General features: G+C 63.8%; 28 protein-coding genes. 9 read left to right on the forward strand and 19 right to left on the reverse strand.

Annotated features, from left to right (window positions below; translation table 11 throughout):
* Nucleotides 1–12: 12 nt before the first annotated feature.
* On the forward strand, nt 13–864 hold the full coding sequence (locus HU760_RS10565; protein WP_186677363.1) for a LysR family transcriptional regulator: 852 nt from the start codon (nt 13–15) through the stop codon (nt 862–864).
* 14 nt (nt 865–878) lie between these two features.
* Here HU760_RS10565 and HU760_RS10570 read toward each other — a convergent pair whose 3' ends face one another.
* Entirely contained in the window at nt 879–2,333 is a 1,455-nt protein-coding gene (locus tag HU760_RS10570) for an MFS transporter (protein ID WP_186677360.1), read from the reverse strand.
* Between the two features lie 177 nt (nt 2,334–2,510).
* Nucleotides 2,511–3,476: a DMT family transporter gene (locus HU760_RS10575; RefSeq protein ID WP_186677357.1), complete on the reverse strand. Its 966-nt coding sequence runs from the start codon at nt 3,474–3,476 to the stop codon at nt 2,511–2,513.
* Nucleotides 3,477–3,550: 74 nt separating this feature from the next.
* Between HU760_RS10575 and HU760_RS10580 the strand changes: the two genes are divergently transcribed.
* Nucleotides 3,551–4,405 carry a LysR family transcriptional regulator gene (locus HU760_RS10580; RefSeq protein ID WP_186677355.1) on the forward strand — a complete coding sequence of 285 codons (855 nt, stop codon included), beginning with the start codon at nt 3,551–3,553 and terminating at the stop codon, nt 4,403–4,405.
* Between the two features lie 97 nt (nt 4,406–4,502).
* On the opposite strand, the gene HU760_RS10585 is transcribed toward HU760_RS10580, so the two are convergent.
* The 6 genes from HU760_RS10585 to HU760_RS10610 all read right to left on the reverse strand — a co-directional run bounded on the left by HU760_RS10585 (nt 4,503) and on the right by HU760_RS10610 (nt 7,828).
* Nucleotides 4,503–4,862, reverse strand: coding sequence for a hypothetical protein (locus tag HU760_RS10585; RefSeq protein ID WP_186677352.1), 360 nt, complete (start codon nt 4,860–4,862; stop codon nt 4,503–4,505).
* A gap of 243 nt (nt 4,863–5,105) precedes the next feature.
* Nucleotides 5,106–5,462 (reverse strand): DUF1413 domain-containing protein, encoded by a 357-nt coding sequence (locus HU760_RS10590; protein WP_186677338.1) that lies wholly within the window; start codon nt 5,460–5,462, stop codon nt 5,106–5,108.
* A 2-nt stretch (nt 5,463–5,464) separates the two neighbouring features.
* A complete protein-coding gene (locus HU760_RS10595) occupies nt 5,465–5,740 on the reverse strand; it encodes a hypothetical protein (protein ID WP_186677334.1) in 276 nt (91 codons plus the stop codon).
* A gap of 107 nt (nt 5,741–5,847) precedes the next feature.
* On the reverse strand, nt 5,848–6,864 hold the full coding sequence (locus HU760_RS10600; protein WP_186677331.1) for an alpha/beta hydrolase: 1,017 nt from the start codon (nt 6,862–6,864) through the stop codon (nt 5,848–5,850).
* Between the two features lie 31 nt (nt 6,865–6,895).
* A complete protein-coding gene (locus HU760_RS10605; RefSeq protein WP_186677328.1) occupies nt 6,896–7,141 on the reverse strand; it encodes a DUF2790 domain-containing protein in 246 nt (81 codons plus the stop codon).
* A 168-nt stretch (nt 7,142–7,309) separates the two neighbouring features.
* Nucleotides 7,310–7,828, reverse strand: a complete 519-nt coding sequence (locus tag HU760_RS10610; protein WP_186677325.1) for a carboxymuconolactone decarboxylase family protein — start codon at nt 7,826–7,828, stop codon at nt 7,310–7,312.
* A 128-nt stretch (nt 7,829–7,956) separates the two neighbouring features.
* Between HU760_RS10610 and HU760_RS10615 the strand changes: the two genes are divergently transcribed.
* Both HU760_RS10615 and HU760_RS10620 read left to right on the forward strand, forming a co-directional pair.
* Complete coding sequence (locus tag HU760_RS10615) at nt 7,957–8,781, forward strand: AraC family transcriptional regulator (protein ID WP_186677310.1); 825 nt, start codon at nt 7,957–7,959, stop codon at nt 8,779–8,781.
* Nucleotides 8,782–8,933: 152 nt separating this feature from the next.
* Entirely contained in the window at nt 8,934–9,899 is a 966-nt protein-coding gene (locus HU760_RS10620) for a LysR family transcriptional regulator (RefSeq protein WP_367615768.1), read from the forward strand.
* 16 nt (nt 9,900–9,915) lie between these two features.
* Here HU760_RS10620 and HU760_RS10625 read toward each other — a convergent pair whose 3' ends face one another.
* The gene (locus HU760_RS10625; RefSeq protein WP_186677307.1) at nt 9,916–10,383 is read right to left on the reverse strand and encodes a RidA family protein; all 468 of its coding nucleotides are present in this window, start codon (nt 10,381–10,383) and stop codon (nt 9,916–9,918) included.
* A 228-nt stretch (nt 10,384–10,611) separates the two neighbouring features.
* On the opposite strand from HU760_RS10625, the gene HU760_RS10630 reads away from it, so the two are divergent.
* From HU760_RS10630 to HU760_RS10640, 3 genes are all read left to right on the forward strand, one after another.
* Entirely contained in the window at nt 10,612–11,298 is a 687-nt protein-coding gene (locus HU760_RS10630) for a hydrolase (protein ID WP_186677304.1), read from the forward strand.
* A 94-nt stretch (nt 11,299–11,392) separates the two neighbouring features.
* Nucleotides 11,393–11,821: a helix-turn-helix domain-containing protein gene (locus HU760_RS10635; RefSeq protein ID WP_186677290.1), complete on the forward strand. Its 429-nt coding sequence runs from the start codon at nt 11,393–11,395 to the stop codon at nt 11,819–11,821.
* A 74-nt stretch (nt 11,822–11,895) separates the two neighbouring features.
* Entirely contained in the window at nt 11,896–14,607 is a 2,712-nt protein-coding gene (locus tag HU760_RS10640; RefSeq protein WP_186677287.1) for an AAA domain-containing protein, read from the forward strand.
* A gap of 27 nt (nt 14,608–14,634) precedes the next feature.
* Here HU760_RS10640 and HU760_RS10645 read toward each other — a convergent pair whose 3' ends face one another.
* The 6 genes from HU760_RS10645 to HU760_RS10670 all read right to left on the reverse strand — a co-directional run bounded on the left by HU760_RS10645 (nt 14,635) and on the right by HU760_RS10670 (nt 21,021).
* Nucleotides 14,635–15,849: an aldose 1-epimerase family protein gene (locus tag HU760_RS10645; protein ID WP_186677284.1), complete on the reverse strand. Its 1,215-nt coding sequence runs from the start codon at nt 15,847–15,849 to the stop codon at nt 14,635–14,637.
* Between the two features lie 105 nt (nt 15,850–15,954).
* Nucleotides 15,955–16,335, reverse strand: coding sequence for an NUDIX domain-containing protein (locus HU760_RS10650; protein ID WP_186677281.1), 381 nt, complete (start codon nt 16,333–16,335; stop codon nt 15,955–15,957).
* Between the two features lie 75 nt (nt 16,336–16,410).
* Nucleotides 16,411–18,168 carry an OPT family oligopeptide transporter gene (locus HU760_RS10655; RefSeq protein WP_186677278.1) on the reverse strand — a complete coding sequence of 586 codons (1,758 nt, stop codon included), beginning with the start codon at nt 18,166–18,168 and terminating at the stop codon, nt 16,411–16,413.
* A 101-nt stretch (nt 18,169–18,269) separates the two neighbouring features.
* Nucleotides 18,270–19,040: an SDR family NAD(P)-dependent oxidoreductase gene (locus HU760_RS10660; RefSeq protein WP_186677276.1), complete on the reverse strand. Its 771-nt coding sequence runs from the start codon at nt 19,038–19,040 to the stop codon at nt 18,270–18,272.
* Nucleotides 19,037–20,002, reverse strand: a complete 966-nt coding sequence (locus HU760_RS10665; RefSeq protein WP_186677266.1) for a 5'-nucleotidase — start codon at nt 20,000–20,002, stop codon at nt 19,037–19,039. Before HU760_RS10665 ends, HU760_RS10660 begins: the two co-directional genes overlap by 4 nt.
* Nucleotides 20,003–20,097: 95 nt before the next feature.
* The gene (locus tag HU760_RS10670; RefSeq protein WP_186677265.1) at nt 20,098–21,021 is read right to left on the reverse strand and encodes a LysR family transcriptional regulator; all 924 of its coding nucleotides are present in this window, start codon (nt 21,019–21,021) and stop codon (nt 20,098–20,100) included.
* A 94-nt stretch (nt 21,022–21,115) separates the two neighbouring features.
* On the opposite strand from HU760_RS10670, the gene HU760_RS10675 reads away from it, so the two are divergent.
* A complete protein-coding gene (locus HU760_RS10675; protein WP_186677261.1) occupies nt 21,116–22,303 on the forward strand; it encodes an MFS transporter in 1,188 nt (395 codons plus the stop codon).
* A gap of 47 nt (nt 22,304–22,350) precedes the next feature.
* Here the strand turns inward: HU760_RS10675 and HU760_RS10680 are convergent, their stop codons facing one another.
* Complete coding sequence (locus tag HU760_RS10680; RefSeq protein ID WP_186677259.1) at nt 22,351–22,974, reverse strand: glutathione S-transferase family protein; 624 nt, start codon at nt 22,972–22,974, stop codon at nt 22,351–22,353.
* A gap of 158 nt (nt 22,975–23,132) precedes the next feature.
* On the opposite strand from HU760_RS10680, the gene HU760_RS10685 reads away from it, so the two are divergent.
* Nucleotides 23,133–23,870 carry a hypothetical protein gene (locus tag HU760_RS10685; RefSeq protein ID WP_186677256.1) on the forward strand — a complete coding sequence of 246 codons (738 nt, stop codon included), beginning with the start codon at nt 23,133–23,135 and terminating at the stop codon, nt 23,868–23,870.
* 35 nt (nt 23,871–23,905) lie between these two features.
* Here HU760_RS10685 and HU760_RS10690 read toward each other — a convergent pair whose 3' ends face one another.
* The 3 genes from HU760_RS10690 to HU760_RS10700 all read right to left on the reverse strand — a co-directional run bounded on the left by HU760_RS10690 (nt 23,906) and on the right by HU760_RS10700 (nt 26,561).
* Nucleotides 23,906–24,448, reverse strand: coding sequence for a WYL domain-containing protein (locus HU760_RS10690; RefSeq protein WP_186677254.1), 543 nt, complete (start codon nt 24,446–24,448; stop codon nt 23,906–23,908).
* Nucleotides 24,449–24,624: 176 nt separating this feature from the next.
* Nucleotides 24,625–25,020, reverse strand: coding sequence for a hypothetical protein (locus tag HU760_RS10695; RefSeq protein WP_189665531.1), 396 nt, complete (start codon nt 25,018–25,020; stop codon nt 24,625–24,627).
* A gap of 116 nt (nt 25,021–25,136) precedes the next feature.
* Nucleotides 25,137–26,561, reverse strand: a complete 1,425-nt coding sequence (locus HU760_RS10700; RefSeq protein ID WP_186677252.1) for an aminotransferase-like domain-containing protein — start codon at nt 26,559–26,561, stop codon at nt 25,137–25,139.
* Nucleotides 26,562–26,776: the final 215 nt, after the last annotated feature.

Here is a 26,776-nt window from a genome sequence, read left to right on the forward strand (position 1 = left end):
CGAGAGGGCTGCATGGACTGGAGTGACATGCGGATCTTCCTGGCGATTGCCCGCAGTGGCTCGTTGGGAGGGGCCGCCAAGGCGTTGGGGGTCAGTCACCCGACGGTCGGTCGGCGTTTGCAGGTGCTCGAACAGGCCAGTGGGCAAGCGTTCTTTCTGCGTACCGCCCAGGGGCTGGTGCTCACCGACAATGGCGAGCGGATTCTCGACCTGGCACTCGCCATGGAGCACAATGCGCTGGCCATCGAACGTCGCCTGGCGGGGCATGGCGATCAGCCGGAGGGGCTGTTGCGCATCTCCTCGGCCGACTGGTTCGCCTGCCTCGTGCTGTCGCCGGTGCTGGCCGAACTGGCACGACGGTATCCATTGATCGTGCCCGAAGTCATTGCCGGGCATCGTCTGTTCGACCTTGCCCGTCGCGATGCCGACATCGCTTTCCGGATCGTGCCCTTCACCGAGCCTGACATCGTCCAGCGCAAGCTCACGACCTTGCCATACGGGCTCTACACCGCATTGCGTGCCCCGGCGCCACACCCGGACGGCGAGGGGCTGGGGCTCATCCTGATGAACGTTGCCCAGGCTCATTACCCGGATGTGCACTGGGTACAACAGCGTTACCCGCAGGCCCGCACCGTGTTCACCAGCAGCAGCCGGACGGTTCAGGCACAGATGTGCGCACAAGGGCTTGGGGTTGCCGTGTTGCCACGTGTGCTCGGCGACTCGGTACCCGGCCTGCGGCTGCTGGACGAGCATCAGCCACCGCCGGGGCGGGACATCTGGATGGGCTATCACCGCGACATGCGTCAGCTGGACCGGCTGCGCGCCCTGGCCGACCTTGCCTCCAGCATGATCGGCGCGGGGTAGCAGGTTGCCGGCGCTCAGCTCGGGCGCATCGCCGCTGCCTCTGCCAGCGGTGCCGGCTGCCGCGCCAACGTCAGGCTCAGCGCAACCCCTACAGCCAGGCAGGCGGCCACGCATAGCACGGCGACCATGAAGGCGTGGCTGATACGAGCTGCCGTTACCTGGTCCCCCAGCACGGTGTAGAACACGCCGCCGATGACGGCCACGCTCAGCGAGGTGCTGATCTGCAAGGTCGCGCTGGTGATGCCTGCGATCATCCCGGCATACGCCGGTGCGACCCGGCCCGTGACCAGGCGCATCAACGTCGGCAGGGCCAAGCCCTGTCCCAGCCCGATCAGGAACAGGATGACCGCCAGGGACGTGAAAGGCGGGGCAAGGCCAGGGGGAGTCACTGACATCAGCCAACCCAGCCAGAGCAAGCCGATGACCTCCAGCGCCATGCCTAGCGGGTTCACGTAACCGCCAAGCACGCGCCTGAGCAGGGGAACCGAGAGCGGTCCGATCAGGAAGCCGGCGCCGAACGGCAGGAAGACCAGGCCGGCATGCAGTGCGGTCATATGCAGTGCGCCTTGCAGGTAGATGGAAAACAGCAGGAAGAACACGCCAATGGCGTAGAAGCACAGCGCTATGGATAACGCCCGGCCCAGCCCGGGGGCTTGCAGCGCGGCCGGTGCCAGCAAAGGGGTTCCGCCGGCGCGGTGCAGGCGCGCCTCGTAGCGCCAGAACAACGCCCCCAGTACAGGCGCAGCGGCGAGCGACAGCCACGCCCACCACGGCCATCCCGCTTCGCGGCCCTCGATCAGCGGCACGACCAGGGCGCCGAGGGCCAGCATCGACAACGCCGTACCCACCAGGTCCAGTTTGCTTGCCTGCAGCGCACGGGTGTCCTTGAGCACGGGGATACCGAATGCAATCACCAGCAGTGCAACCGGCAGGTTGACCAGGAATATCGCGCGCCAGCCCATGCCGAACAGGTCGAGCGCGATCAGCACGCCACCCAGCGCCTGGCCGATCACTGACGCCAGGCCAAACACGGCGCCGTACAGGCTCAGGGCCAATGGTCTTTCCGCTGCCGGAAAAATCGCCTGTACCGAGGCGAGTGCCTGCGGCGCCATCACGGCGGCGCTCACGCCCTGCAAGGCGCGTCCGAGCACCAGTACCCATGGCGCAGTCGCCACGCCGCATAGCAGCGAAGCAGCGGCGAAGCCCAGCAGGCCGATGAAGAACATCCGCCCGCGCCCATACAGGTCGCCAAGACGCCCGCCAGTGATCAGCGTCACGGCATAGAGCGTCGCGTAGGATGCGATCACCAGCTGCTCGGCAGAGGCACCTGTGCCCAGGTCGGCCTGTATCGAGGGCAGCGCGACGTTGATGATGAAGAAATCCAGCGGCGGCAGAAACGCACCGACCAGCAAGATGGCGAACATCAACCAGCGCCGGAGTTCGCTGGCTTCGTTTTCGATTCGAGACATGACAGGCATCCTGTGTGGCAACTCAGGTTCGATACGCGTGCAGGCCAGCATTTGCTGGAACAGGGCTGTCGCCCGCTCGTGGCTGGCCGATGGGCCACACTCTAGGGGATCACACCCAGGCTCGCGCCTTACGAAACTGCACGCGCAAGGTTCATCGCTGTCAGTGGCGCCGTCACCTCAGCGCGGGGTAGGGTGGTTGGGCTTGCGCTCGTCGCGGCTGGCTTGCCGGGCCTCGGCGCGTACCACCAGGCAGATGCCGACCGCCGATAGCGCCATCCCCGCTGCCATCTGCCAGGACAACGGCTCATCGAACATCGCCCAGGCCCAGAGCAGGGTGATCGGTGGGCTGAGGTACAGCACGCTGGCGACGCGGGTGGCCGAGGACCTGCGCAGGCAGACCCAGTACAACCCATAGCCGCCAAGCGTCGACAGGACTGCGGTCCACGACACGCTCAGTGCAAAGCCTGCGCTGGCAACCGGTGCTAGGCTGCGTTGGCTGCCTTCGATGGCGGCGAAGGCGAAGCTGGAAACGAAACACTGCAGCCAGAGGTTGGGCAACAGGCCCATCGGCTGTACCTCGATGCGTTGTTGCCACAACGTGGCGACCGCCAGCGAGCACATGCCGGCCACGGGCAGGCCATAGGCCCACATCGGTGCAGTGCCCAGCATCAGCGCATCGTGGGTCACCCACAGCACCCCCAACAGCCCGACGATCAGGCCGACCCACACCTGCAGCGGCAGGCGCTCGCCCAGTACCAGCGCTGCGAGCAGCGCCATGCCCAGCGGCAACAGGTCGGCACATAACGCGGCCAGGCCGGCGGGCACACCCAGGGCAATGCCCTGCGTCACGCCGGTCAGGTAGCCCGCCATGGCCAGCAGGCCGATGCCGGCGTGGCCCAGCAACACGGCAAATGGCGTATGACACAGGGCCCGCCAGACGAACGGCAACAACAGCAGGCTCACCACGAGGCAGCGCCAGAACACCACCAGCAGGGCGGGGGCATGGTCGATGGAAAAGCGTGCGCCGATAACCCCTGAACTCCAGGTCAGCAGCAGCCCGGCTTCAAGCAAGGGCAGCGGCAGGGCCCGCTGCCAGGGGCGACGGGTCGGCGTGGGGAGCGGGATCGGCAGGTGCTGGTTCATACCCCGACACTACGAAATCGGCGTAATCTGATAAATCAAAAATATGTGCAGCAGTTCTTTACGGATATTGAATCATGGCGACCACGCTCGATATCGACCTCCTGCGTACCTTCCATGCCGTGGTGCGCATCGGCAAATTCAGCGCTGCGGCCGAGCAGCTGCATAAAAGCCCGGCGGCTGTCAGCGTTCACATTCAACGCCTGGAGGCCGTCGCCGGCGGCAGGTTGCTCAATCGCGACAACCAGTCCATATCGTTGACGGCCCTGGGTCGGCGGCTGCTCAATTCGACTGCCGAGCTGTTACGCACCCATGATCAGGTGCTGGCGGAGCTGCACGGGCCGGATCTGGCCGGGCGTATCACGCTCGGCGTCCCTGACGAATACGCGGCTCATGTGATTCGCGATATCTTGCCGATGTTCAGCGCTGCCTGGCCGAATGTGGTGCTCGAACTCAGGACCGGGCCGAGCCATGCCCTGAGGGAGCTGGTCCGGCGCGGCAAATTGCAGGCAGCGGTCATCGCCCAGGTCGAAGGCACGCTCGGGCCCGATGCCGAGCGACTGCTGTCGACCACGCCGGTCTGGGTCGGGCCGATGAACGCGGCAGCGGTACTTCGCGACCCGTTGCCGCTGGCTGCGCATGCCTTGCAATGCCCCTATCGTGAGGCCATGGTCGAATCACTCAAGGCCTCGGGACGCCGCTCGCGCATCATCCTCGAAAGCCATTCCAACCAGGCCGTCAAAGCTTGTGTGGAGGCCGGCTTGGCCATCAGTGTGATCGACCGGGCCAAGGTCACCGAGCGCATGCAGATTCTTGAAGGGCTGCCGGCCATTCCCGACCACGACATCCTCTTCGTGCGCAGCCCGGCATCGGGCGGGGATGCCGCCGTGACTTTGCTGGCGCGGGCGATGCGGCAATCGTTTCGGTTGTAGGCGAGAGGCGCGTGTTCAACCCCCGGCTTCCCCGCGGGTGTTCAATCGCCTTACAGGGGGGCGCGCGAGCAAGGCCGTCGGGGTGACCGATCGATGCTCAGGACGTACTGGGTTTTTTTTCGAATGCGGCCTCCAGTGCCTGCTCGATCTCGGCAAGACTGTGTTCGGCGCCTGCCCCCACGGCCGCAGTCTGATTGGCGCAATTCACCAAGAGCTCCAGTGTCGCCGGATAATGATCGCCCGGAAATTTTCGGAGCACGAAATGAACCGTCGCATCACTGCGCCAAGTGGCCTGGTCCATGGACCAATGCGGGTTGGCGAACGCAAAAATGACCGTCTGGGTGTGCATATCAAGGAGCGAGGGCACATACACCCATTGGCTGTTGCGCGCTTCCCAGGCGGCGACCCTGACCGCGAACCTGCCGGCTGGGGCGGTGATCGTTTCTATTTCTTCCATTTACCATAGCTCTTACGGCGGGTTGTTCACGAGAGCCATTCGGGCGGCGCCTGGAGGCAGGCTGCAGCAATTTGCCTGCAATGGATAGCGAAGCCGTAAAATCGCTGGCCTTTTCTTTGCGTCTGTTCGCTATCGACCCATATCGGCCTTTCGTGGAGGGCCGAAAATGGCCGTCAGCAGCCATTTAACGTGCCCACAAGACCAAGCGGCGGTTCAAAACTCGACGCGAGAATTTACCTGGCGCTAAATATCATCTGATTCGTTGCGCTTGTAGATTGCATGATTGGATGAATTTTTCCTAACGAACACAAGCCCAAATGCCTCTTGGTTCGCTCGCACGTATCGGCCCAAACCTAGTCGCGATTCACGGTTCAGGACCTGCCAGGTGTCGTGTCCTATAACCTGCTGAATGTTGAATTCGAAACCCATCGGCAAGGCTTTAACCTTGTCCTTGAGCATCGCAGCCGCAGCCTCGAATGGTGTCAACTCCGTTAAAACACAGGTGCTCAGTGCCTGTACGACTGCCTGCGCGGGGTCAGCTTGCTCTCGCGCCCATTTTTCCAGAGCGCCGGTCAGTTCCAGTTGGATTTGTAGAGTCATGGTTACACCGGGGTATCTTCGCGGCGGCGGTACATCGAGCGAGTACCTTGATGCTTGTCGAACTCCAACGAAAAATACTCCAGGTTTAGGGCTACATGCTTGCCGAACATATTGCCATTGCCGTCCAGGCGCTCCCAGATTTCTTCGCCGACAAGCTTACGCACGTGGCTGACCTGATCCTTTTGCAGCAAGCGAGCATTCATACGCAGCGCCGCTTCAGCCAAAAACCAGGCCTGGAAGTGGGCATCAGCGGGGCTAGGTACGTGGCGATTATCCATAGGTGCATATCCTCGTTGTTGACGTCTCGGATTTTGCTCATCTAAGGCTTCTGTGTCAATCATAGAATTCTTAGGCCTCTAAGAAGAGTGAGCGTAAGCAACCATGATCACTGCAGGTGCTGTCTGATCGCCTGGGCCGCCTGGTCCATCGCACTGCGGGTAGCGGGCACCTGGCCGAGCACGTTGAGCAGGCCGAAGTCGTGGATCATGCCGTTGTAACGTACGGCGGTCACCGGGACACCGGCAGCGCCCAGCTTGCGCGCGTAGGCTTCGCCTTCGTCGCGCAGCACGTCCATCTCGGCAGTCTGGACCAGCGCGGGTGGCAGGCCTTTCAACTGCTCCAGGCTGGCGCGCAGCGGCGAGGCATGGATGTCGTCACGCTGCCTGGGGTCGCTGGTATAGCTGTCCCAGAACCACTGCATCATGTTGCGCGTCAGGAAATGGCCCTCGGCGAACTGGTTGTACGAGCCGTTGTTGAAGTTGGCGTCGGTTACCGGCCACAGCAGGGCCTGGAAGCGCAGCTTCGGCGTGCCGGCCTCCTTGGCCTTGAGCGCGACAACCGCTGCCATGTTGCCACCAACGCTGTTGCCTACTACCGCCAGACGGCTGCCATCGACACCAATCTGCTTGCCGTTTTCGGCAACCCAGCGGGTGGCGGCGTAGGCCTGGTTGATGGCGGTGGGGAACTTCGCTTCCGGCGATGGCGTGTAGTCGACGTACACCGCCGCCGCACCGGAGCCAAGCACCAGGTCGTGGATCAGGCGTTCGTGAGTCGGGTAGTCACCCAGCACCCAGCCACCGCCATGGAAGAACATGAACACCGGCAACTCGCCTTTCGCCCCCTGTGGGCGTACCACGCGGATCTCCAGGGCCTGGCCGTCGACCGCAATAGTGCGGCGCTCGACCTGGATGCCGGAAACGTCGACCTTCACGCTGGCCTGGGCGCCAATAAGCACGGCACGCGCGTCTTTCGGCGCCAGGGTTTCCAGCGGTTTGCCGCCACCGGCTTCAAGGGCCTGGAGGAAAGCCTGGGTAGTGCTTTCCACACCGGGGCTACCGGCGGCGAAGGCACTGGTGACGGCGAGCGCAAGCAGGCCGGCGGCGAGAGGGCGGGAGAGTTTCATGGTCAAGCTCCTGGGGCGCTGGGTAGGGTGATCAGTTCTGGTTGGCGGAGGTGGTCGGGCGCAGGTAGCTGACCTTCTGCACCTTGCCGTCACTGTCGCGGTAGGTCAGGGTGGCGGTGCTGGTGTGCCCGCTGGCGTTGGCCGGGGCATCTATGGCGATGACTTGAGCGATGTCCAGATGCGTGCCGTACTGGTACGGCGAGGCGGGCTGGGCGAAGGCGCCGAAGCTGGCACCGAAGGTCAAGCTGGCGATGGCGATTGCTTTGCTGAAGTTCATGGTCATGCTCCGTTAGCTGGGATAGTGGCATCAGCATCTGCTTGCTGGTTGACTGGTATGTTGCGCGATAATATTTAGCGCGCAAAATATATTTCCGTAATGGCGCTGATTGAAACGCTGCATTAGCCCCGGCTATCGCCGCTGAGCGGCGATAGCCGGATGGTTTGGCTAGCGGGCTGCCGGCGGGAAGTCGATATCGGTAATGGCGATGTTGTTCAGGTAGTTGGTCAGGGTTAACAGCGTCACCTGCGCCACCACCTCGACGATCTTGCCCTCGTCGATACCCGAATCACGGGCTGCTGCAATCTGCTGGTCGGTCAGCTGACCGCGGCTTTCGGTGACCTGCCGCGCCAGTGCGGCAACGGCGCTGAGCGTGCCGCTGCGGGCCTGGCTGATCGCCTCATCGCTCAGGCCCGCTTTGCCGGCAAAGAAAGCGTGCGCGGCCAGGCAGTAGTCGCAACCGTTCACCTGCGAAGCGGCGAGGGCGACCACTTCACGTTCAGCGGCGCTCAGCGAGGTTTTGCCCAGGGCTTGGGCCAGGCCCAGGTAACCGTTCAATACAGCAGGGGAGTGGGCCAGGGTGCGGAAGGCGTTGGGGATGAAGCCGAGGCCTTTCTGGATACCTTCCAGGGCGGTGCGCGAGGCAGCAGGTGCCTGGTCCAGCGAGAGGGCAGCGATACGAGTCATGGTTATTCTCCAAGGGTTGATTAACGGGCTTGTCGATCAAGCTTGGAGTCAATGTTAGGGAGCCGGGCTTTCCTTTCGGCTGCAGATCATCGAAATTATGCAACAGATCGTCTAGACCCGAGCGCACCATGGACCGATTGTCGACGTTGCTCAAACACTTCAACCTGCATGCCGCCACGTTTCACCAGGGCGGCTTCTGCGGCACCACCGACCTTGATGGGCAACAGCGGGTGGGGTACGCCCACCTGCTGCGTGCCGGCCGCCTCGCCTTCAGGGACAAGCACGGGCAGGTTGTGGAACTGAACGAACCGAGCCTGATCCTGGCGGTGCGCCCGCAGGCACACCGGTTGGTGGCGACCGAAGCCGATGAGGCGGAGCTGGTCTGTGCCACCTTGCAGTTCGAGGGCGGTGCCAATAACCCGCTGACCTTGGCCTTGCCGGATTTCATCATCAAGCCACTGCGCGAACTGCCAATGCTGACCGGTACCCTCGACTGGCTGTTTGCCGAAGCCTCCGGCGACGAATGTGGCCGCGATGTCATGCTCAATCGCCTGTTCGAGCTGATGGTGATCCAGCTGCTTCGCCACCTCGTCGCCAACCGCAGCATTACCTCGGGGATGATGGCCGGGCTGGCCGACGCCCAGCTCGCGCGGGCACTGGTTGCCATCCACAGCGAACCACAGCACAACTGGTCGGTGGCGCAAATGGCTGACCGTTCAGGCATGTCGCGGGCCAGCTTTGCCGCGCACTTTCGCCACACCGTGGGCATGACCCCGGCGGACTACCTGGCCAACTGGCGCATCAGCCTGGCCCAGAAGCGCCTGCGCGAGGGCCGCCCGATCGCGCTGATTGCCGATGAGGTCGGCTATGAAAGCCCGTCGGCCTTGGCCCGGACTTTCCGGCGCAAGGTTGGCGCGAGCCCGAAGGCTTGGCTTAAACAGGGTTCGGCATAGGGCCTGCGCGTTTCGCCAGGTCGCGGAAGGTCGTGGTACGAGCAAGACGGTGATCCGCTTGTCGAGCGACCAGGCAGCGCTGTAATGCAGACAACTTGGTCTAACCCGGCGCTTCTCGTATCATCGGCGCATTCGCCTGTGGATCGGACCCTGTGCAATCACTCACTGGAAAACTTCAGCCCGCTTCGGCTACCCCTGCGAAGTGGGACGCAGGCGAGGCTGTCAGCCAGCTGTCGTGGGACGACCTGCGCATCATCAAGACCCTCAGTGAGTGTGGCAATCGTGCCGCTACGGCCAAGAAGCTCGGGGTGAACGTGTCCACCGTTTCGCGCCGTATTGCCCAGGTCGAGCGCACCCTGGGCATCGCCTTGTTCGATCACCGCAAGTCGGGCTACCTGCTCACGGCCGAAGGTGCCGAACTGCGGGCGCTGGCCGAGCGCGTGGAGCTGGACATCGTCAGCGTCACGCGGCGGGTTTCCCGTGCCGGCCAGGGCCCCCTCGGCAAGCTTCGGATCACCACCAGCGACTCGCTGCTGCTGTATTTCCTCACCCCGATCATCGCTGAGTTCAAGGCGCTGAACGAGGGCATCACCCTGGAAGTACTGGTCGGCAACCAGACCTTGAGCCTGGCCCGGGACGAATCGGATATCGCCATCCGGGCGACGCGCAAACCTGCCGACAGCCTGGTCGGCCGCAAGCTGGCCAACATCGCCTGGGCGCCGTACTGCTGTGCCGGCCAGGCAGGTGCGGCAGCCCTTTTCGAAGGGGAGCAGCCATGGGTCTCGTATGCTGCCGCCCTGGGCGGTCTGCGGGCGACGAGTTACGTCGAGAACCGGGTCGCCCCCGAGCGCATCGTGTACCGCACCGATTCCGTCGCCGCCGCGAGCGCGGCCATCGCGGCAGGGCTTGGGTTCGGTTTTCTCCCCTGCATGCTGGGCGACATCACTCCGGGGTTGGTCCGTGCCGGCCCGGTGGTGCCAGAGCTGCAGGATGAACTGTGGCTGTTGACTCACCAGGACATTCGCAAGTCGTGGCGAGTCAAAGCCTTCATGACCTTCTGTGCCGCCGCCGTCGCCGAGCAGAAGCCCCTGGTCGAAGGGCACCTCCCGGCCAGCTGAGGCCAGCCCGGGCCAGCTAGCGCCCGGATGCGCCGGCGCCAATCACGGCCTTGCAGGCGATCTCGATCAATTGCGGGCGCTGGGCAAGCCTGGAGACACCAATGATGTTGCTTGCGCACTGAGGTCGCTCAGTGCCGTATGCCGCCTTGCGTACCTTGCCGACGACGGCGAAGGCCGCGTCCATGTCCAGCACGTAGAGCGTCTCCTCGACCACATCCTGCAAGGTTGCGCCATACAGGGCGAGCAGCTTGGCAATGTTGGCGTAGGAGGCCCGCATCTGCTCGCCCATCGCCGAGAAGTCACTGGGCCTGCCGTCGGTATCGAGCGGCGCCGGGGCGACCAGGTTGCCGTCCTGGTCATGGTTGAACTGGCCCGACACATGGATCTCGTTACCGACCCGGCGTGCCTGCGGATAGCCATAGGCATCCTCCCAGGGAACGCCCCAGTAAGCGGTGTCTTTGTTGAGTGGTTGTGAAGCTGCCATGTGCATTCCCCTGCAGGTGAGCGGGCCGGATTGACCCGCATGGACAGGCAATGCTAGCAGCGCACTTCCGCACCTGGTGGCGCATTAATGAGCTTCCATGAGCGCAAAAATGCGCCACCGATACCGGCCTTGTTTCGCTATCTTGTGCTCGACCTCAAGCGGCGACGACGCCGAGGCATGCACCGCGAACGGTGCGACTGACCATCATCCAGCGGAGAGGAAACAACCATGCGCAACCCTAAAACCGAAGTTCTGACCCCATTCAACAGCCAGCTGATCTTCATCGACCAGCAGCCGCAGATGGCCTTCGGCGTGCAGAGCATCGACCGCCAGACGCTGAAGAACAACACCGTGGCCCTGGCCAAGGCAGCGAAGATCTTCGACGTGCCCACCACCATCACCACGGTCGAGACCGAGAGTTTTTCCGGGCACACCTACCCGGAGCTGCTCGCGGTGTTCCCGGACGCTCCGCTGCTGGAGCGCACCTCGATGAACTCCTGGGATGACCAGAAGGTGCGTGACGCGCTCAAGCACAACGGCCGCAACAAGGTGATCGTTTCCGGCCTGTGGACTGAGGTGTGCAACACCACCTTCGCCCTGTCGGCAATGCACGATGCCGGTTATGAAATCTACATGGTGGCGGATGCCTCCGGTGGCACCAGCAAGGACGCCCACGATTACGCCATGCAGCGGATGATCCAGGCGGGCGTGGTGCCGGTGACCTGGCAGCAGGTGCTGCTGGAATGGCAGCGCGACTGGAAGAACCGGGCCACCTACGATGCCGTGATGGCGCTGGTGAAAGAGCATTCCGGCGCCTACGGCATGGGCGTCGACTACGCCTACACCATGGTGCACAAGGCGCCTGAGCGCGTTCAGCATGGCCCGACCCTGGCACCGGTCGCGGCCGCTGTCTGAACCGTCACCGGTAGCCCCCTGTGACGGGGCTGGTGATCGATGCAAGGGTGCGCCGCAGCACGCGCACCCGGTTACCGTGTGAATGGGTGAGAACATGAATAACTCCACCGTGCCGGCCACTGTGCCGGCTCCAACGGCGCCGCTCGGCGCCTGGCAGGTAGAAGCCGCCAAACAACTCATGCTGGAAAAGCTCGACACCGGTATCTCGGTAGCCGAAGTCGCCGAAGCCTGCGCATTGTCCCGCAGCCACTTCTCGCGCATGTTCAAGCAACGTACCCGTATGCCCCCGCAGCAATGGCTGCGCGAGCAGCGGGTGATGAAGAGCAAGGCATTGCTGGAAACGTCCACCATGCTGCTCGTGGACATTGCACTGACGTGCGGCTTCTACGATCAGTCCCACTTCTGCCGGACCTTCTTCAAGACCGAAGGCATGACGCCGCAGAGGTGGCAGCAACAGGCGTTCGGGAGTCATCGTCGGCATACAGCGAAACGCACAGCCAGCTATCGACCCTGCGCACAGTAATGGCACTATGGGGCCTCACAGGAAGAGAGTCCGGTGCACGTAACCGGATGTCATGCGCACAGGACCAAGGGAATATGGTTTCGATTCAGGTGGACGGTGAGGACAAGACCGCAACGATCAGCGACTGGACGATTCGCTGGAGCGACAAGTACGAAGCCCTGGCACTGACCTGTCATTTTCCGTCTGGGAAAAAATACATCCGCCCGCTCAGTAACTGCAGGGTTTCACCCTCCCGCGAATTGAGCAATGTGCTGCTGTCCAGGCCCGGCAGCACGATCGTCAAGCCTATCGAAAAGGCCGTGATCTACGGCGAGCGATATGCCGTGGTGCATTATCCGGGTACCGACATGCCCTATGTCCACAAGATGGACGGCATCGTCTTTACCGCGCCTACCTCGATCAGGGATACGCCGGTGTTCGCTTATTTCAAGGCCGTTGCGAGTGCCCGGCAGGCTCAAGCGCAGTCAGAGTCCGATCGTGAAATAGCCAGCAATGTCGTGGCGCAATTGGGCAAACTGCCTGCCAGCGCCAGCACGGCCTTGCAAGCCTATTGCACCGGGCGTAACGGCACGCTGGCGCCAGGCCAGGGGCTCATTTATCCGTTCGGGCTGAACGAAAGCCAGTACCAGGCTGTCGAGCGGGCGTTCAGCGCGCAGATCAGCGTGATCGAAGGCCCACCGGGCACTGGCAAGACCCAGACTATCCTCAACATCCTCGCCAACATCCTGTTGCGCGGACAGACGGTGGCGGTGCTGTCCAACAACAACGCGGCGGTGGCAAACGTCTACGAAAAGTTGGCGAAATGCGGCCTGGACTACCTGGTAGCCAAGCTTGGCAACAAGGATAACCGCGAGGCCTTTTTCGCCAACCTGCCTGCGTGGCCCTCCAGCACACCCGGGCCGGCACCGTCCCTGGAAGAGATACAGAACTTGCTGGCCCGCCTGAAGCAGCATCTGCAAGACCACAACCGGGCGGCACAGCTGCAGATCGAACTGGACGAGCTGCTCATCGAGCGGCGCTACCTGCAGCAGTGGCAGGCAGAAAACGGTGTGCAGGCCACAGGCGCGTTGGACAAGTACGGGCTGACCCCGCGCAAGACGGCCGACCTCATGGCCTACCTGGCGCACCTTGGCGAGCAGCGCGTTCAGCTCAAGGACCGCATCGAGCTGCTGTTCAAGTTCAGGGTCTTTCGCACCAAGCCGTTCGCCGCGGGCGAGGCGCGCATGGCCGCGTTCCATGCCCTGCAGATGCATTACTACGACCAGTCGCTGCAGGCTAAGCAAGCCGAGCTGCGGGCGTGCCGTGAGTCCTTGGCGCGTGCCAATTTCACGGCCTTGCTGGAAGCGCTGACAACAGCATCGATGCAGCATCTGAAGCAGCATCTGCAGGGCCGGGCAGCGCCGCGTGGCAGCTTCGATGGCAAAACCTACCGCAGCGACTTCGATGCCTTCGTGCAGCGCTTTCCCATTCTGGGCAGCGGCACGCATTCCATCGTCAATTCGATTGCGGCGGGCGCGGTCCTTGACTACGTGATCATCGACGAAGCGTCTTTGCAGGACATCGTGCCGGGCATCCTGCCACTGGGCTGCGCCAAGAACCTGATCGTCGTCGGCGACAACCGCCAGTTGCCGCACATCCCAGTGAAACTGGGGCTTCAGGCGCCGGCCGAAGCCTACGATTGCGAGCGCCACAGCCTGCTGGACTCGTGTATTGCCGTGTTCCGGGGTGCACTGCCAAGGACGCTGCTGAAGGAGCATTACCGATGCCACCCCAGGATCATTCAGTTCTGCAACCAGCAGTTCTACGACAATGCACTGGTGCCAATGACCGTGGATAACGGCGAAGAGCCCCTGCGCCTGGTGCTGACCGCCAAGGGCAACCACGCACGCAAGAACACCAACCTGCGCGAGCTGGAATCGTTGCTGAAGGTGCTCGAAGATGAGGGGCAGCCTGTCGGCGTGGATGAAGGAGGGCGCGGTTATATCGCCCCGTTCCGGGCCCAGGTCAGCCTCTCCAACACGCACTTGCCGGCGGACTTCGTCAACGACACCGTGCACAAGTTCCAGGGCCGCGAATGCGACGAGATCGTTTTCTCTACCGTGCTGGACAAGAAGCGCTACAACCAGGCGCACAGACGCCTGGATTTCGTCGACGACCCTTGCATGATCAACGTGGCAGTGTCGCGGGCCAAGCATCGCTTCACCCTGGTGACCGGTGACGATGTGTTCACCGGCAACCATGGCCACCTCGCCGCCTTGATCCGCTATATCAGCTATTACGCGCAGGACGAGCAGATCGTGCGGGCGCCGGTGGTGTCGGCATTCGACTTGTTGTACCGCGAGTACGACCAGTCCCTGGCACGCCTGAACGCGCGTCTGCGGCCGGAGGATTCACGCTACAAGTCCGAGCAGATCGTCGCGCAGTTGCTGCGCGAAGCGCTGTCGGCCCCGGCGTGCCAGGCGTTGAAGTACCACACGCAGATCCGCCTGGACAAGCTCGCATCGCCGAGCAACCCCGCCTGGACGGAAACCCAGCGGGCGTTCATGCGGCGCGCCAGTTGCGATTTCGTGATCTATTTCAAAGTCGGCAAGGCACCGGTAGGGGTGATCGAGGTCGATGGCGGCTATCACGACCACCCCGTGCAGGCGGCGCGGGACGCCATGAAGAACGAAATCCTGGCTGGAAGTGGCATTCCCATTCTGCGGCTGCGGACGGTTGAGAGTGACATCGAGCGCAAACTGCGCGAGTTCCTTGGGCAGTGGGCCGGCCCTGTTCCGGGCGCTTGAGCAGCACTGGGCCGGCCCCGGCCGGCATCAGCCCTTGCTCAGGTCAACCAATGGCGTCTGCCGCACCTCGGTCTCGCGCCCACCCTGGATCTCGTTCACCTGCTTCAAGGCCTTGTCCACCGCTGGCTTGTCCGCCAACAAGCTGTAGCGGATGTGGAACTGTTTGTGTTCCTTCGGGCCAATGGTCGGCACCAGGTTCAGTGGCCGCTGGTAACGGCGGTTGTAGGAAAAACTGGTCCCCGGCTCCAGCCCGGTGACGTAGCCCTGGCCTTGGGTGTCGGTATTCTTCCACAGCGAGAACACCGGCAGTGTGGCGGTATTGAAACCGACCGCAACGCCCAGGTTGCCAGCCTTGTTGTGCAGCACGGTCAAGGTATCGCCCTTGGCATCGGCATACGGCACCACGTTGTAGACCGTTTCGTCATAGTCCCGGGTTGGTGCACGATAGGTCTGCCAGTCGTGCAGGTCGCCCTTGGCCTTGTCGTTGAACGGCGACACCTGTTTCACTGGCGCGGCGAAACGCGCGCCTTGCTCCAGGAACGGCGTGCTGAAGTTACTGTGGTACAGCGCCTGGTATTCCTTCGCATAGTCGCCATTGTTGGTCAGCGTGTCGTTGACGGTGAACGTCACGCTGCCGGGTTCGGTGACCACTTCGGTGGCGACGGTGAAGTCGACCTTCTTGAATGCCTGTTCTTTCAGTTCGCCACGCAAGCTGATGGCGTACGGTGGTTGTTCATCGATGTGCAGGGTGACTTTGTTGGCGGGAATGTTGGCGGCCCGGCCGTGCAGGGTCAGCAGTTCGCCATTGTCGATGCCAGGGTGGCCGACCCATTCGTAACCGCAGCGGGTGACCAGCTCGTTGAAGCCTTCCAGCCAACCCAGGCCATTGCGCCCGTTGAGTTCGATGAAGGATGGATTGACCACTTCCTTGACCGGTGAATCCCAGCCCAGGCGCACAGTACCGACCGAGGCCTGCAAAATATTCATCCCGCGCGTCGGCACGACCGACAGTTTCATCGTGCCGTTATCGATGTCGACGATGCTGACACCTTCCTGCCGTCCCCCGTGCAAGGTGCGCAAGGTAACGCTGAAGGGCTTGTCGGTTTTCACGCCCAGTTGCTGGCTGGTGATCTGCCAGTTCTGGGCAGCCTTGTCGGTGTCGAGCAGGACATAATCCCAGGCCATGGCGTGGGAGGTCGCGCACAGGGCGCTAAGCGCAACGAAGCGTTTGAGGGGAAACATGGGCAGCAGCCTTTCTTGGAATTGTGCCCATTTTATAGACCTACAAAAACGTTTCAGCAAGCGTGCTAAACGGTACTTTCGCCGAAACCCTGGGCCGCAGTGCCCTCACGCTCTGCTACCGATGCAGCCCTCGCGCCTGAGCAATTCGAGGTCCTTCGGTTTCACTGGCGCCTGGTTGAGCTCATCGCCGCTGAACCAGCGGCATTCCACGATCTCGTGCGAGGGATGGGGCGTCATCCCGGGCGACACGGCCATTCGATAAAGCCAGTGTTCTTCGGCATCGAATACATGGTGGCCGAGGAACTGCGCATCGAGCATTTCCAGGCTCGTCTCTTCGCGCAATTCCCGCCGGGCTGCATCGAGCTGGGTTTCCCCGGGATCGATCTTGCCACCGGGCAATGACCATTCGCCGGTCGCCTTGCGCACCAGCAGAACCTTGCCAGCTTGCAGGCACATGACGGTCGAGTGACGTTCCTTGCTGGTCATGTTCAGTACCTCCTGCAGAGGAGGCCACAAAACGGCAGGCAAAGTTCCAACGCAACGTCGGAACGGCACCAACGGTTACAGCGCCCGCACCATTTCCCAGAACGACGCGCCCACCCCGGTAATGCTTTCCCCGGCAATCAGCCCCGCTGCGGCGGTGATCGCGAACCGCTCGGTAACGCTCGGCCACCGGCAACCGACCAGCCAGGTGAGCAGCGCGCCAAGCCCCATCATCATGCTGATCGACGCCGGTAATATGAATGCCAGCCCCAGCGCGGCGGTGCTCGGCAGCCAGCGCGCCGCCCGGTGCGGCAGCAGGCTGTCGAGGGCACCCAGCAGCATGCCTGCCGCGCTACCCGCGACGATCGCCCAACGCAGCGCCGGCGACAGCGCCCCCAGCCCCTGCGTCAAGGTCTGGGCCACGGCCTTCCAGGTTGCCACGGCGGGTGCAGGCCATTGCGCGGTGAGCAGTTGGGCCTGCGGGTCGGGAATCAGCATCCGGTACACCAGCACGGCCACCACGCTGCCGATGAAGATGCCGATGCACTGCGCAATCAGTTGCCGATGCGGCGTTGCGCCGATCGCCTGGCCAACCTTGAAGTCGTTCATCAGGTCGGTGGATTGCCCGGCCGCGCCACCAGCCGTGTTGGCGCTCATCAGGTTGATCGCCACCTGGCCCGGGGCGACCAGGCCGAAGCTAAGCTGCGACAGTTTGCCGATGGCGCCGATCGGCGCAATACCGGTGGCGCCAACCACACGCGCAGCGACCACGGCAAGGCACACCGCCAGGGGAATGCTCAATAGCGCCATCCACCAGTCGATGCCGAACAGCAACGCCTGTAGCGCTACCACCAGGACCATGGACAACAGCAGCCCGGCAGCCGGCGTCAGGGAAAACCGCATCCGCGCGCGCTCGCCCTTGTGTTGCCGCAGTTCGGTGGGCCTTTGCCGGGGCATCTGCAACAGGCGAACCGACAGTGAGGTCAGGGTTGCGCATACCATCAGGCTGACCCCGGGCCACAGCAGCCATTCCACCAGCGCCGCGAACTGAGGGCCGCTGGCGTTCGGCGCCAGCACCACCAGCGCATGTTCGATCAGCCACGGAGCCAGCCCGCCCCAGGCCAGTGCGGCACCGAGCAGCAACGTCAGGCCCACGCGAATGCCGATGATGCCGCCGAAACCGACCAGCATCAGCGAAGGGTCGAGGGTGAAGGTCAGGCGCTCGAGCACCGGCGTGGGGGCCCAGCGCGGTATCGCCCAGACGAAGCCGTCGATCCACTTCACCAACCCCGACAGCAACGCGGCGCTGCACAGCACCTTGATCCGCATCATGGCTTCGTGGCCTTGCTGGTAGATCTGCTGCAAAGTCTCCAGGGTCGCCATGCCCTCCGGGAATTTCAGGCCATGGTCATCGAGCAGGGTGGGGCGCAGATACCAGGCAATCCAGATGCCGAGGAAACTTACCGAGAACACCCAGGCCATCATCGGCAACGGGTCCAGCTGGTGGCCGGTGAGCAGGGTATAGGCAGGGATCGGCGCCACCAGCCCGCCGGAAACGATGGACGCGGCGGCCGAGGCGACGGTCTGGTTGATGTTGCTTTCGTGCAGCGTCCACACCGGCCGGCCCTTGCTGCGCCCTGGCAGGCTCTGCCACACGGCGAAGCCGACCAGCAAGGCAATGATCGACATGTTGAATGACCAGCCGATCCGGAGGCCCGCGTACACATTCGAGGGCGTCAGCAGGATGCCCAGCGCGATGCCGGTGAGCACCGCGCGCAGGCTCAGCTCACGCTCGACGCGAACCCGCGGCAGGGCGGTGGAGGGGGCATGTCCCATGGCAATCCTTTGTCGGAGCGGCAAGCGCGCTTTGCACAACTGAGCCCCGCTTGCCGCAAAGGTTCACTGGCGCTTGCGGTTGCGCCAGCGGCAGCCTTCGCTCACCACTCGATGCGCTGGCCATCCCAGCCCCAGAAGCTGCCACTCTCGGCCGGCCCAAGCCGCCCCACCAGCTCGATCAGGCACTGTGCGGCAAACGCCGGGGTAAACAGTTTGCCCGCCGGCACGTTGCCTTGAAACGGCCGCGACAGCCGGGTATCGGTGGTGCCCGGATGCACGGCCAGTACGGTAGCGGCCGGGTTCAGGCGTTTCAGCTCGATGCTGGCCGTGTGCAGCAACTGGTTCAATGCCGCCTTGCTGGCGCGGTAGCTGTACCAGCCACCCAGCCGGTTGTCGCTGATCGAGCCGACCCGGGCCGACAGTGCGGCGAACGTGGCGGGCTGCCGGCGCAGCAGCGGCAGCAGGTGCTTGAGCAACAGCAGCGGCGCGAACGCATTGGTGGTGAAGCTGGCCTGCAGGCCGGCCAGGTCCAGTTGCGCCAGTGACTTTTCTGCCTTGCTGGCTTCCTGATGGAGAATGCCCAGCGTACTGACCACCAGGTGCAGGTGCTCGGAGCCGTGGCCCACCTGGCGTGCCAGGGCCGCAAGTGCCTGCTCGTCGCGGGCATCGCAATCCACCAGCGCCACTCGCCCAGCGTGCTGCCTGGCCAGGGCCAGCAGCGCATCATTGCTGCTGGCCTGACGCGACACGGCCCAGACCTGGCGCACATCGTCGCGCGCCAGCAAGGCCGTGCACAGCGCCAGGCCGATGCCCTGGCTGGCGCCGCATAGCAGTACATTGGCCTGGCCCGCCAGCCCGGGGATGAGCTTCATGCAACACCTTCCGGCGGCGAGACCGGCGCTGAAAGTACCTTGTTCGCCACACCGAACGGCACATGCACCATCGGCAGATTGCCTGCCGAAGACTGCAGGTGGCTACGCTGGTCATCGAAGAACACATGCGGCTTGAGGATCGACAACACCCTGGGCTTCTCCATCCCGCCGAGGAAGAAACACTCATCCGGCGATACGCCCCAGTTCTTCAAGGTAGTCACCACCCGCTCATGCGAAGGCGCGTTGCGTGCCGTGACGATCGCGATGCGCAAGATCCGTTTGTACGTCGGGTCTTCGGCCAGTTTGCGGTCTTCCAGCATGCGTATCAGCGAAAGCTTGCGGTACAGGTCGGCCAGCGGCCCCGGCGCGTGCGGGGTGGCCATGTGCATGCGCTCATGCTTCTGGAAGTCGTCCAGGCTGTTGTCACGCTTGTACACGCTCTCCGCTTCGTCGTCGGCGATTACCCCGTCGAAGTCGAAGGCCACCCGCAACTCGGTGTCGATCTCGTCATCGTAGATACGCGTCGGCAGCACCCGCCCGGCGGGGTAGTTGGCGTCGATCGCCTTCTGCACGTCTTCCTCGTTGGCGCTGAGAAACAGTGAGGCATTGAACGCCGGAATGTACTCGTAAGGTGAACGGCCAGACATGAACGCCGCGCGGGTGATGTCCAGCTGGTAGTGGTCGATCGAGCGAAACACCCGCAGGCCGGTTTCCGGCGAGTTGCGCGACAGCAGCACCACTTCCACCGGCAACTGCTCGGGGAACGCCTGGTTGATGCTGAGGAAGCGCCGGATGAACGGGAATGCCACGCCCTTGGGCAACGGTTCGTCCAGGTTCTGCTGCTGGTGCTGGCGGTAAGCCTCGACGCCCTGGGCCTGGTAGATGTCATCCGAGACGCTGAGGTCGAACAGCGCGCTCGAAGCCACGCCGATGACCAGCTTCTGTTCGATGGGGTAGGGCATGAAGCAACTCCTGAGCCTGTGCTGAAGGCAAGTGTACCCTGTGGGCGCGGATTCACCCGCCAAGGATCCTTTTACAGGGTGCGCGCGAGGCTGTGCTAGCCAAGCCTGGCACTCTCGGTAGGCCCAGCGTGGTGAAGCTGTTCGACCAGAAAGTCGACGAACACCCGCACCCGCGCCGGCATTGCCGGGCCACCGACGAATACGGCATGGATCGGCTCGCGGTCACCCGGGTTGTAGGCCTCCAGCAACGGTACCAGGCGCCCGCTGGCGAGGTCGTCGGCGACGGTGAAGGTACCGATGCGGGCAATCCCGGCGCCGAGCGTGGCCAGTTGCGCCAGGGCTTCGCCACTGCTGCATTCGAGGTTGCCGCTGACCTTCAGCGCAAAGACCTGGCCGTCACGCCGGAACGGCCAGTCCGGCGCGGCACGGCGGAAGTTGAAGCGCAGGCAGTTGTGCCGGGCCAGGTCCTCCGGCACCAGGGGTGTGCCACAGCGTTGCAGGTAGTCGGGGGAGGCCACGATGACCTGGCCGGTTTCGCCGATGGCACGGGCGCTCAACGAGCTGTCCGGCAGCGGGCCGAAGCGCAGCGCCACGTCGGCTTGGCCGCCGGTGATGTCGGCTATTTCGTCGCTGAGGGTAAGGTCGACCAGCACCTGCGGGTAGCGCGCGCTGAACGCCGCCAGCAGCGGCACCACGGTCAGCCGGCCATGGCCCAGCGCTGCACTGACCCGCAAGCGCCCGCGTGGCACGCCCTGGTCGGTAATGGCTTGCTCCACTTCGTCCAGGTCAGCCAGCACCCGCCGTGCGCCGCGCAGGTACGCCTCGCCTTCCGGGGTAAGGGTGATCGCCCGGGTGGTGCGCAGCAGCAGGCGGGTGCCCAGGCGCTGTTCGGTACGGGCCAGGATGCGGCTCACCGCCGAAGGCGTCAGGCCCAGCGCCCGCGCTGCGGCGGACAGGCTGCCCGCTTGCGCCACCTTGGCGAATATCTCCATTTCTCCGGATCGTCCGCTGAAGTCCATTTGTGCCTCGTCAGCAAAGGTGGTTCGCAAAAATGCAGTCTAGTGCAGCCAGCTGGTGGATCGTAGCATTTGCGGCACAGATAAGGAGTTTGCCATGCGTATCAATCCCCCGCTGGTCGCACTCGCCATCGGTGCCTTTGGCATTGGTGTCACCGAGTTCGCCCCCATGGGCATGTTGCCCAGTATCGCCACCGACCTTGGCGTCTCGATCCCGGCTGCGGGGTTGCTGGTCAGTGCCTATGCCATGGGTGTGCTGATCGGCGCACCGCTGATGACCCTGGCCACGATGAAAGTCCCGCGGCGTTACCTGTTGATCGGGCTGATGGCTATCTTCACCCTCGGCAACCTGCTGTCAGCCCTGGCCGACGACTACGCCAGCCTGCTGGTGGCCCGCGTGGTTACCTCGCTCAACCACGGCGCCTTCTTTGGCATCGGCTCGATCGTCGCGGCCAGCGTGGTGCCACCCGACAAGCGTGCCGGTGCGGTGGCGGCGATGTTCATGGGCCTGACCCTGGCCGCCATCGGCGGCGTGCCGCTGGCCACCTGGTTCGGTGAACTGCTCGGCTGGCGTACGGCATTCTGGGGCATCGCCGGGCTCGGCCTGGTTGCCATGAGCAGCCTCTGGTATGCGCTGCCCAATGTGCCGTCGCCCAAGGGTGACGGGGCCATGGCCGAGCTGCGCGTGCTCGGGCGCTGGCCGGTGCTGGCGGCGTTGCTGCTGACCGTGGTGGGCTCCAGTGCGATGTTCACCGTGTTCACCTACATCGCGCCGATCCTGCAGAACGAGGCGGCCGCGTCCACCACCTTCGTCACGGCCATGCTGGTACTGTTCGGTGTTGGCCTTACCCTGGGCAACGTATGGGGTGGCAAGGCGGCGGACCGCTCTGTCGATCGCACGCTGATCGTGTCGTTGGCCATCCTGATTGCGGTACTGCTGGTGTTTCCGCTGGTGCTGGGCTGGTCGCTGCCGACCGCATTGGCGATCCTGGTCTGGGGCGCCGCCAGCTTTGCCCTGGTACCACCGCTGCAGATGCGCGTGATGGAGGCGGCCAAGGATGCGCCCAACCTGGCCTCGGCGGTGAACATCGGAGCCTTCAACCTGGGCAATGCGATTGGTGCGGCGCTGGGCGGGGCGGTTATCAATGCCGGGCTGGGCTACCCGGCGATCGCCCTGGCGGGGGCCGCGACGGCAGCGCTTGGCTTGCTGATGGTGCTGATGCTTGCCTGGCGTGGGCGTGGGCGTGGGCGGGTGCAGGCGCTGGCGGGGCGGGCAGCCGCGTAAGGCGTCGGGCCGCTCTGCGGCCCTTCGCGGGCATCAGTCGGAGATTGTCACGGCGTACCGTTACGGCCATGCAGGTGATAGGCCGGGCGCTCGCTCAGGCGCTCGTAGTAATCGCGCACGGCCGGCAGGTGCGGGTGCTCCAGTGGCGTTTCGAACCAGCGGTTGACTGACAGGCCGATGGGAATATCGGCCAGGGTGAACTGGCTGCCAGCCACATAGGCATCGGTGCTTGCCAGCTGGCGGTCGAGGATGCGCATGTAGCGCGCCCAGTCCGCGCAGCTGGCCGCGAGGGCCTGTGGGTCCTGATGGGCCGGCGAGTGCCTGACCAGCGACATGAACGCGTAGCTCCAGGCGCGGTTGAGGTCCGAGGCCTGCCAGTCGATCCACTGGTCGATCCTGGCTCGGGCCTGCGCCTCGCTGGGGTAGAACGCCGTAGCACCGTAGCGGGTGGCCAGGTAGCGGATGATGCTGTTGGATTCCCACAGGGTGAAGTCGCCATCCTGGATCACCGGGACCATGGCGTTGGGGTTCAGCGCGAGGAACTCGGCGCTGTCCGTGGGCTGGAAGCCGTTGCCCCAGTCTTCGCGCTCGTACGCGACTTCGAACTCGGCGCACGCCCACAGGACTTTTCGTACATTGATCGAAGAGGCTCTGCCCAATATCCGTAGCATGGTATTCGTCCTTTTGTGGGGGAAGTTGATCGTCCGCCACTGCTGTGGCCTGGTCAAGCGCAAGGCGCAAGCGACCTGGTCAGGCTTGCCTGAGAGGCGCGAACTTGGCACCCTTGGTCGGTTTGCAGCGCCGCTATCACCACAGAAGGAAATACGCATTGAGCTGGGACAAGGTGGGGAAACTCCTCGTGGCCGTGCTGATCGGCCTGATGGTCCTGTTGGCCGCTTATGGGGTGCTCAGGGGCAGCCCGCGCCTGGAGGCATCGCTGACCTACGCCTACCTCACCTATCCCAGCCAGTTCAGCGAGCGCATCAGCAAGGCCAGCGAGCAGCTCAAGTACGAACAATTGCAGGGGCGTATCAACACCATCAGCGCAGGCGGGCTGAGCCACGACCAGGTCGAACGGCTGGTCGAAATGGCCCAGGCACCCTACACCCAGCTGTTCGCCAAACCGTTCGAGGCCGGGTTGGTCGACCACCGTACCGGTTTGTTCATCGAGCTGCGCAACAGCGGTGATACGCCGGTGCGCCAGGTGAAAGTTCGCCTGCCGGCCAAGGGCCTGGTGCAGGTGCGCGACACGGCTGGCAACGACACCATCGTCGAGGCCGCGACCGCGCAGGTGGAAATCCCGGCCATGGAGCCAGGTGGCGCGTGCAAGGTGTGGGTGTATTTCGATGCGGACTACACGCAGATCCGCCAGGGCGGGATCAGCATCAGCCATGCCGATGGCGAGGCCGACGTGCAAGTCTACCGCGAAGTCATCGGCTTCCCGGCCTGGGTGGCGCGCTACAGCCGCGAACTGATGGCGCTGCTGGGCGTGCTGGCCTTCAGTGTGCTGGGCCTGGGGTATGCCTGCCTGGCGCGTCGGAACCTGCGTCAGGCGCAACCTCTCTAGCCGCTGGCGGTGAGTTGATGACCGTTGCCTGCCGCTCAACTACCGCTGTCGTGCAGCGCCAGGCTTTGCCGCAACTGCTCGAGCATGGCCAGGCGCAGAGCCTGCGGCGCCAGTACGCGAATCGAGCCAGCCTGGGACAACAGCCAGCCCATCAGGGCGCGGCTGTCGTCGACCGTGGCCACCAGTGTGGCGCCGCCATCCGCGTGCGCGGTCAGTTGCATGTCCGTGGCCAGTGGCTGCGCTTGCAAGCGCTGGGCCAGCGCGTCGTCGACCCAGGCATGCAGTTCGATCTGGTCTGGGGGCGCCAGCACGTCAGGTTGCAGTTGCTGTGCTTCGCCCAGGCTCAGGCCGGGTTGCCAGTACCAGCCGTACGGCATGCCTTTGCTGTTGCAGCGCAGCGGGAACAGCGCCGCGAGCTCGACCAGGTCGCGCTCGACGGTGCGTTTGCTGGTGCTATAGCCCACGGTTTCCAAGGCGGCCTGCAACTGGGTGGAGCTCATCCCCGGGTGGCGGCCGGGTAGCAGCTTGAGCAGTTGCCACTGGCGGGCGATGGTGTGGCGGGTGGGGTGGCTGGGCAAAAGGTTCGTCCTTGAAAGCAGGCTTGCAACTTGGTCTGAATAGTGGCGCTTGGCTATCACCAGCATACCTTTTCAGAGGATAGGATCCAAGTTTTCGCGCGCCTTTGCGGTCGGGACGTGTCCAGGTGGCTTGCTTGCGCCCACCGAGCGCTGGGTGATTCGCGCTTCGTCCGGGTCTATTCCACCAAGAGCAAAGCGTTGGCGTATTTTTCCTGATCCGGGGTGAAGGTGGTCAGCATGCCGGTGTGACGACAGGTGATGGTCAGCTCGGTTCGCGTGTCGATTAACAGGTCTTCACCACGAAGGCCCTGCCATTGCGCCAGGTATTTGAAAGAGCCGTATTTCATCGGCTTTTTCAACACCCGATCATGCCCGCCTTTCCAGCCCAGCACCGGCAGCGCGCCATCGATACAGCGCCGGGCGAGTTCTGGTTGATTCATGGCCCGCTCACGGCCAATTTCCCAACAGCGGATCAAGCCTTCGTCGGGCCCTTTCCAGGCTTCTTCCCAGGTAATCGAAGGGCGGATGGAATGGTGTATCGGGCGGTGAATGACGCCGGTGGTGCGATCCATGACCTGAAGGTGTCCGTGATGTCCATTTGGGCTGGATGCTACTAATTGGCCACTATCGTGTCCAGTGCCTGCCAGGCCTGCTGCAGCGCCGCAATAATGGAGGCACAAGAGCTCTCTTATCTTCCACTCCGGCGCACATGCTTCACCAACACCTTCTCCAGCAACTCCCACATCGCAGGCTCGGTACTGAACGCCACATTGAAGCGCATCCACCCGGTGGCCTTGGCATCGACCATGAACAACTGCCCAGGCCCGAGCATGATGCCTTTCTCCAGCGCATCATCCAGCAGAGCCGCGCTGTCTGGAATCGCCGGGTGGCGGGTCCAGATGTACATGCCCTCATCCGATTCGATGAACAACTCGAAACCCAACCGGTGCAGATGCCGGCCAACTTCCTGGTGCGCCTCGGCCAGGCGCTGGCGCAGGCGCTTGAGGTGCTTGCGCCAGCGGCCGTCGATGATCGCGGCGTAGACCACGCGTTCCATCACCTGCGACGTGGTCAGGCCCGAGCGCATCTTCAGGTGCAGCAGTTTCTGCATCAGTTCGGGGTTGGCCAACAGGTAGCCGACCCGCACGTTCGGCGAAATGCTCTTCGAGTAGCTGCCCACGTAGACCACCTGCTGCAGGTGATCGAGGCTGGCCAGGCAGGGCTGCGGTTCGGCGATCATGTCGGCGTACAGGTTGTTTTCCACCAGGCGGAAGCCGTGCTGGCTGGCCAGTTGCAGCAGGCGGTGCAGTTGCGGCAGCGGGGTACGCGAGCAGGTCGGGCTGTGCAGGTGTGGCTGGGTGAAGAAGGCCGTCGGGCGGTGGTGGGTGAGCAGCTGCTCCAGGTGGTTCAGGTCGTAGCCGGCCGGTGTGCGTGGCACGCCGACCAGGGTCGCGCCCTGGGTGCGCAGGATGCTCATCAGGTTGGGGTAGCCAGGGTCGTCCACCAGCACCACATCACCCGGGCGCACCAGTGTGCGCGCGGCCAGGTCCAGGGCCTGGCTGGCACCATGGGTGAGCATCAGTTGCGCCGGGTTGGCGACGATCGACAGTTCCTGCTGCAGGTTCTGCGCCGTCAGCGCGCGCAATTCCAGCAGGCCCATGGGGTCGCCATAGCCCGACAGCTCCAGCGGGCTGCCAGCCACCTGGCGCAGGCCGCGGCGCAGGCCGTCTTCGTACATCCAGTCGTTGGGCAGCCAGCCGCACCCTGGCTTGTACGGCAACTGACGGATTTCGAAGATCTGCTGCAGGTACCACTCGGAGTTGAACGTTGGTCGACTTGTATCGGCGTCGACGTTGTGCGGGTCCAGCAGGTCGCCCGCCGCGCGGTTGACGAAAAAGCCGGCATTGCCCCGGCTCACCAGCAAGCCTTGGGCGACCAGGCGGTCGTAGGCTTCGACCACGGTGAAGGTGCTGACCGAATAGGTCGCGGCAAAGGCGCGAATGGACGGGACCTTGGCGCCTGGCTTGAGGGTCTGGTTGTCGATCAACTCGCGCAGCCCGTCGATGATCTGGTTGACCAGCGGCGTGGAGGAGTCTGGATGTAATTGCAGCATTCGGGACCTTCAGGGTGTGAAACGCCAGGCGCTTGCGCGGTGTACTGCATTGGCGGCCTGTACAGTGCAGTGCGAGTTTCATGCCACTGTGCATGGTTCTCTGCGCCGGACATTTTTACATTAGGTGTCAGATATCGCCACATAAAGCATGTTCAGTTCGCCCCAGGCGCCAGCCCTGGGGCGCGTCAGCAGGCCGCCATGGAAGGCCTGCGTGT

Origin of the sequence: Pseudomonas oryzicola, assembly GCF_014269185.2 — a bacterium.
Lineage (GTDB): Bacteria > Pseudomonadota > Gammaproteobacteria > Pseudomonadales > Pseudomonadaceae > Aquipseudomonas > Aquipseudomonas oryzicola.

Bases quoted from the DNA above. Each gene is read 5' to 3' on its own strand.
- HU760_RS10695 (WP_189665531.1), bottom strand. From the start codon at position 25,020: ATGGATCGCACCACCGGCGTCATTCACCGCCCGATACACCATTCCATC.
- HU760_RS10660 (WP_186677276.1), bottom strand. From the start codon at position 19,040: ATGAAGCTCATCCCCGGGCTGGCGGGCCAGGCCAATGTACTGCTATGC.
- HU760_RS10650 (WP_186677281.1), bottom strand. From the start codon at position 16,335: ATGACCAGCAAGGAACGTCACTCGACCGTCATGTGCCTGCAAGCTGGC.
- HU760_RS10635 (WP_186677290.1), top strand. From the start codon at position 11,393: ATGAATAACTCCACCGTGCCGGCCACTGTGCCGGCTCCAACGGCGCCG.
- HU760_RS10565 (WP_186677363.1), top strand. From the start codon at position 13: ATGGACTGGAGTGACATGCGGATCTTCCTGGCGATTGCCCGCAGTGGC.
- HU760_RS10585 (WP_186677352.1), bottom strand. From the start codon at position 4,862: ATGGAAGAAATAGAAACGATCACCGCCCCAGCCGGCAGGTTCGCGGTC.
- HU760_RS10630 (WP_186677304.1), top strand. From the start codon at position 10,612: ATGCGCAACCCTAAAACCGAAGTTCTGACCCCATTCAACAGCCAGCTG.
- HU760_RS10655 (WP_186677278.1), bottom strand. From the start codon at position 18,168: ATGGGACATGCCCCCTCCACCGCCCTGCCGCGGGTTCGCGTCGAGCGT.
- HU760_RS10570 (WP_186677360.1), bottom strand. From the start codon at position 2,333: ATGTCTCGAATCGAAAACGAAGCCAGCGAACTCCGGCGCTGGTTGATG.
- HU760_RS10600 (WP_186677331.1), bottom strand. From the start codon at position 6,864: ATGAAACTCTCCCGCCCTCTCGCCGCCGGCCTGCTTGCGCTCGCCGTC.
- HU760_RS10700 (WP_186677252.1), bottom strand. From the start codon at position 26,561: ATGCTGCAATTACATCCAGACTCCTCCACGCCGCTGGTCAACCAGATC.
- HU760_RS10640 (WP_186677287.1), top strand. From the start codon at position 11,896: ATGGTTTCGATTCAGGTGGACGGTGAGGACAAGACCGCAACGATCAGC.
- HU760_RS10680 (WP_186677259.1), bottom strand. From the start codon at position 22,974: ATGCTACGGATATTGGGCAGAGCCTCTTCGATCAATGTACGAAAAGTC.
- HU760_RS10610 (WP_186677325.1), bottom strand. From the start codon at position 7,828: ATGACTCGTATCGCTGCCCTCTCGCTGGACCAGGCACCTGCTGCCTCG.
- HU760_RS10595 (WP_186677334.1), bottom strand. From the start codon at position 5,740: ATGGATAATCGCCACGTACCTAGCCCCGCTGATGCCCACTTCCAGGCC.
- HU760_RS10625 (WP_186677307.1), bottom strand. From the start codon at position 10,383: ATGGCAGCTTCACAACCACTCAACAAAGACACCGCTTACTGGGGCGTT.
- HU760_RS10645 (WP_186677284.1), bottom strand. From the start codon at position 15,849: ATGTTTCCCCTCAAACGCTTCGTTGCGCTTAGCGCCCTGTGCGCGACC.
- HU760_RS10605 (WP_186677328.1), bottom strand. From the start codon at position 7,141: ATGAACTTCAGCAAAGCAATCGCCATCGCCAGCTTGACCTTCGGTGCC.
- HU760_RS10665 (WP_186677266.1), bottom strand. From the start codon at position 20,002: ATGCCCTACCCCATCGAACAGAAGCTGGTCATCGGCGTGGCTTCGAGC.
- HU760_RS10575 (WP_186677357.1), bottom strand. From the start codon at position 3,476: ATGAACCAGCACCTGCCGATCCCGCTCCCCACGCCGACCCGTCGCCCC.
- HU760_RS10670 (WP_186677265.1), bottom strand. From the start codon at position 21,021: ATGGACTTCAGCGGACGATCCGGAGAAATGGAGATATTCGCCAAGGTG.
- HU760_RS10590 (WP_186677338.1), bottom strand. From the start codon at position 5,462: ATGACTCTACAAATCCAACTGGAACTGACCGGCGCTCTGGAAAAATGG.
- HU760_RS10675 (WP_186677261.1), top strand. From the start codon at position 21,116: ATGCGTATCAATCCCCCGCTGGTCGCACTCGCCATCGGTGCCTTTGGC.
- HU760_RS10580 (WP_186677355.1), top strand. From the start codon at position 3,551: ATGGCGACCACGCTCGATATCGACCTCCTGCGTACCTTCCATGCCGTG.
- HU760_RS10615 (WP_186677310.1), top strand. From the start codon at position 7,957: ATGGACCGATTGTCGACGTTGCTCAAACACTTCAACCTGCATGCCGCC.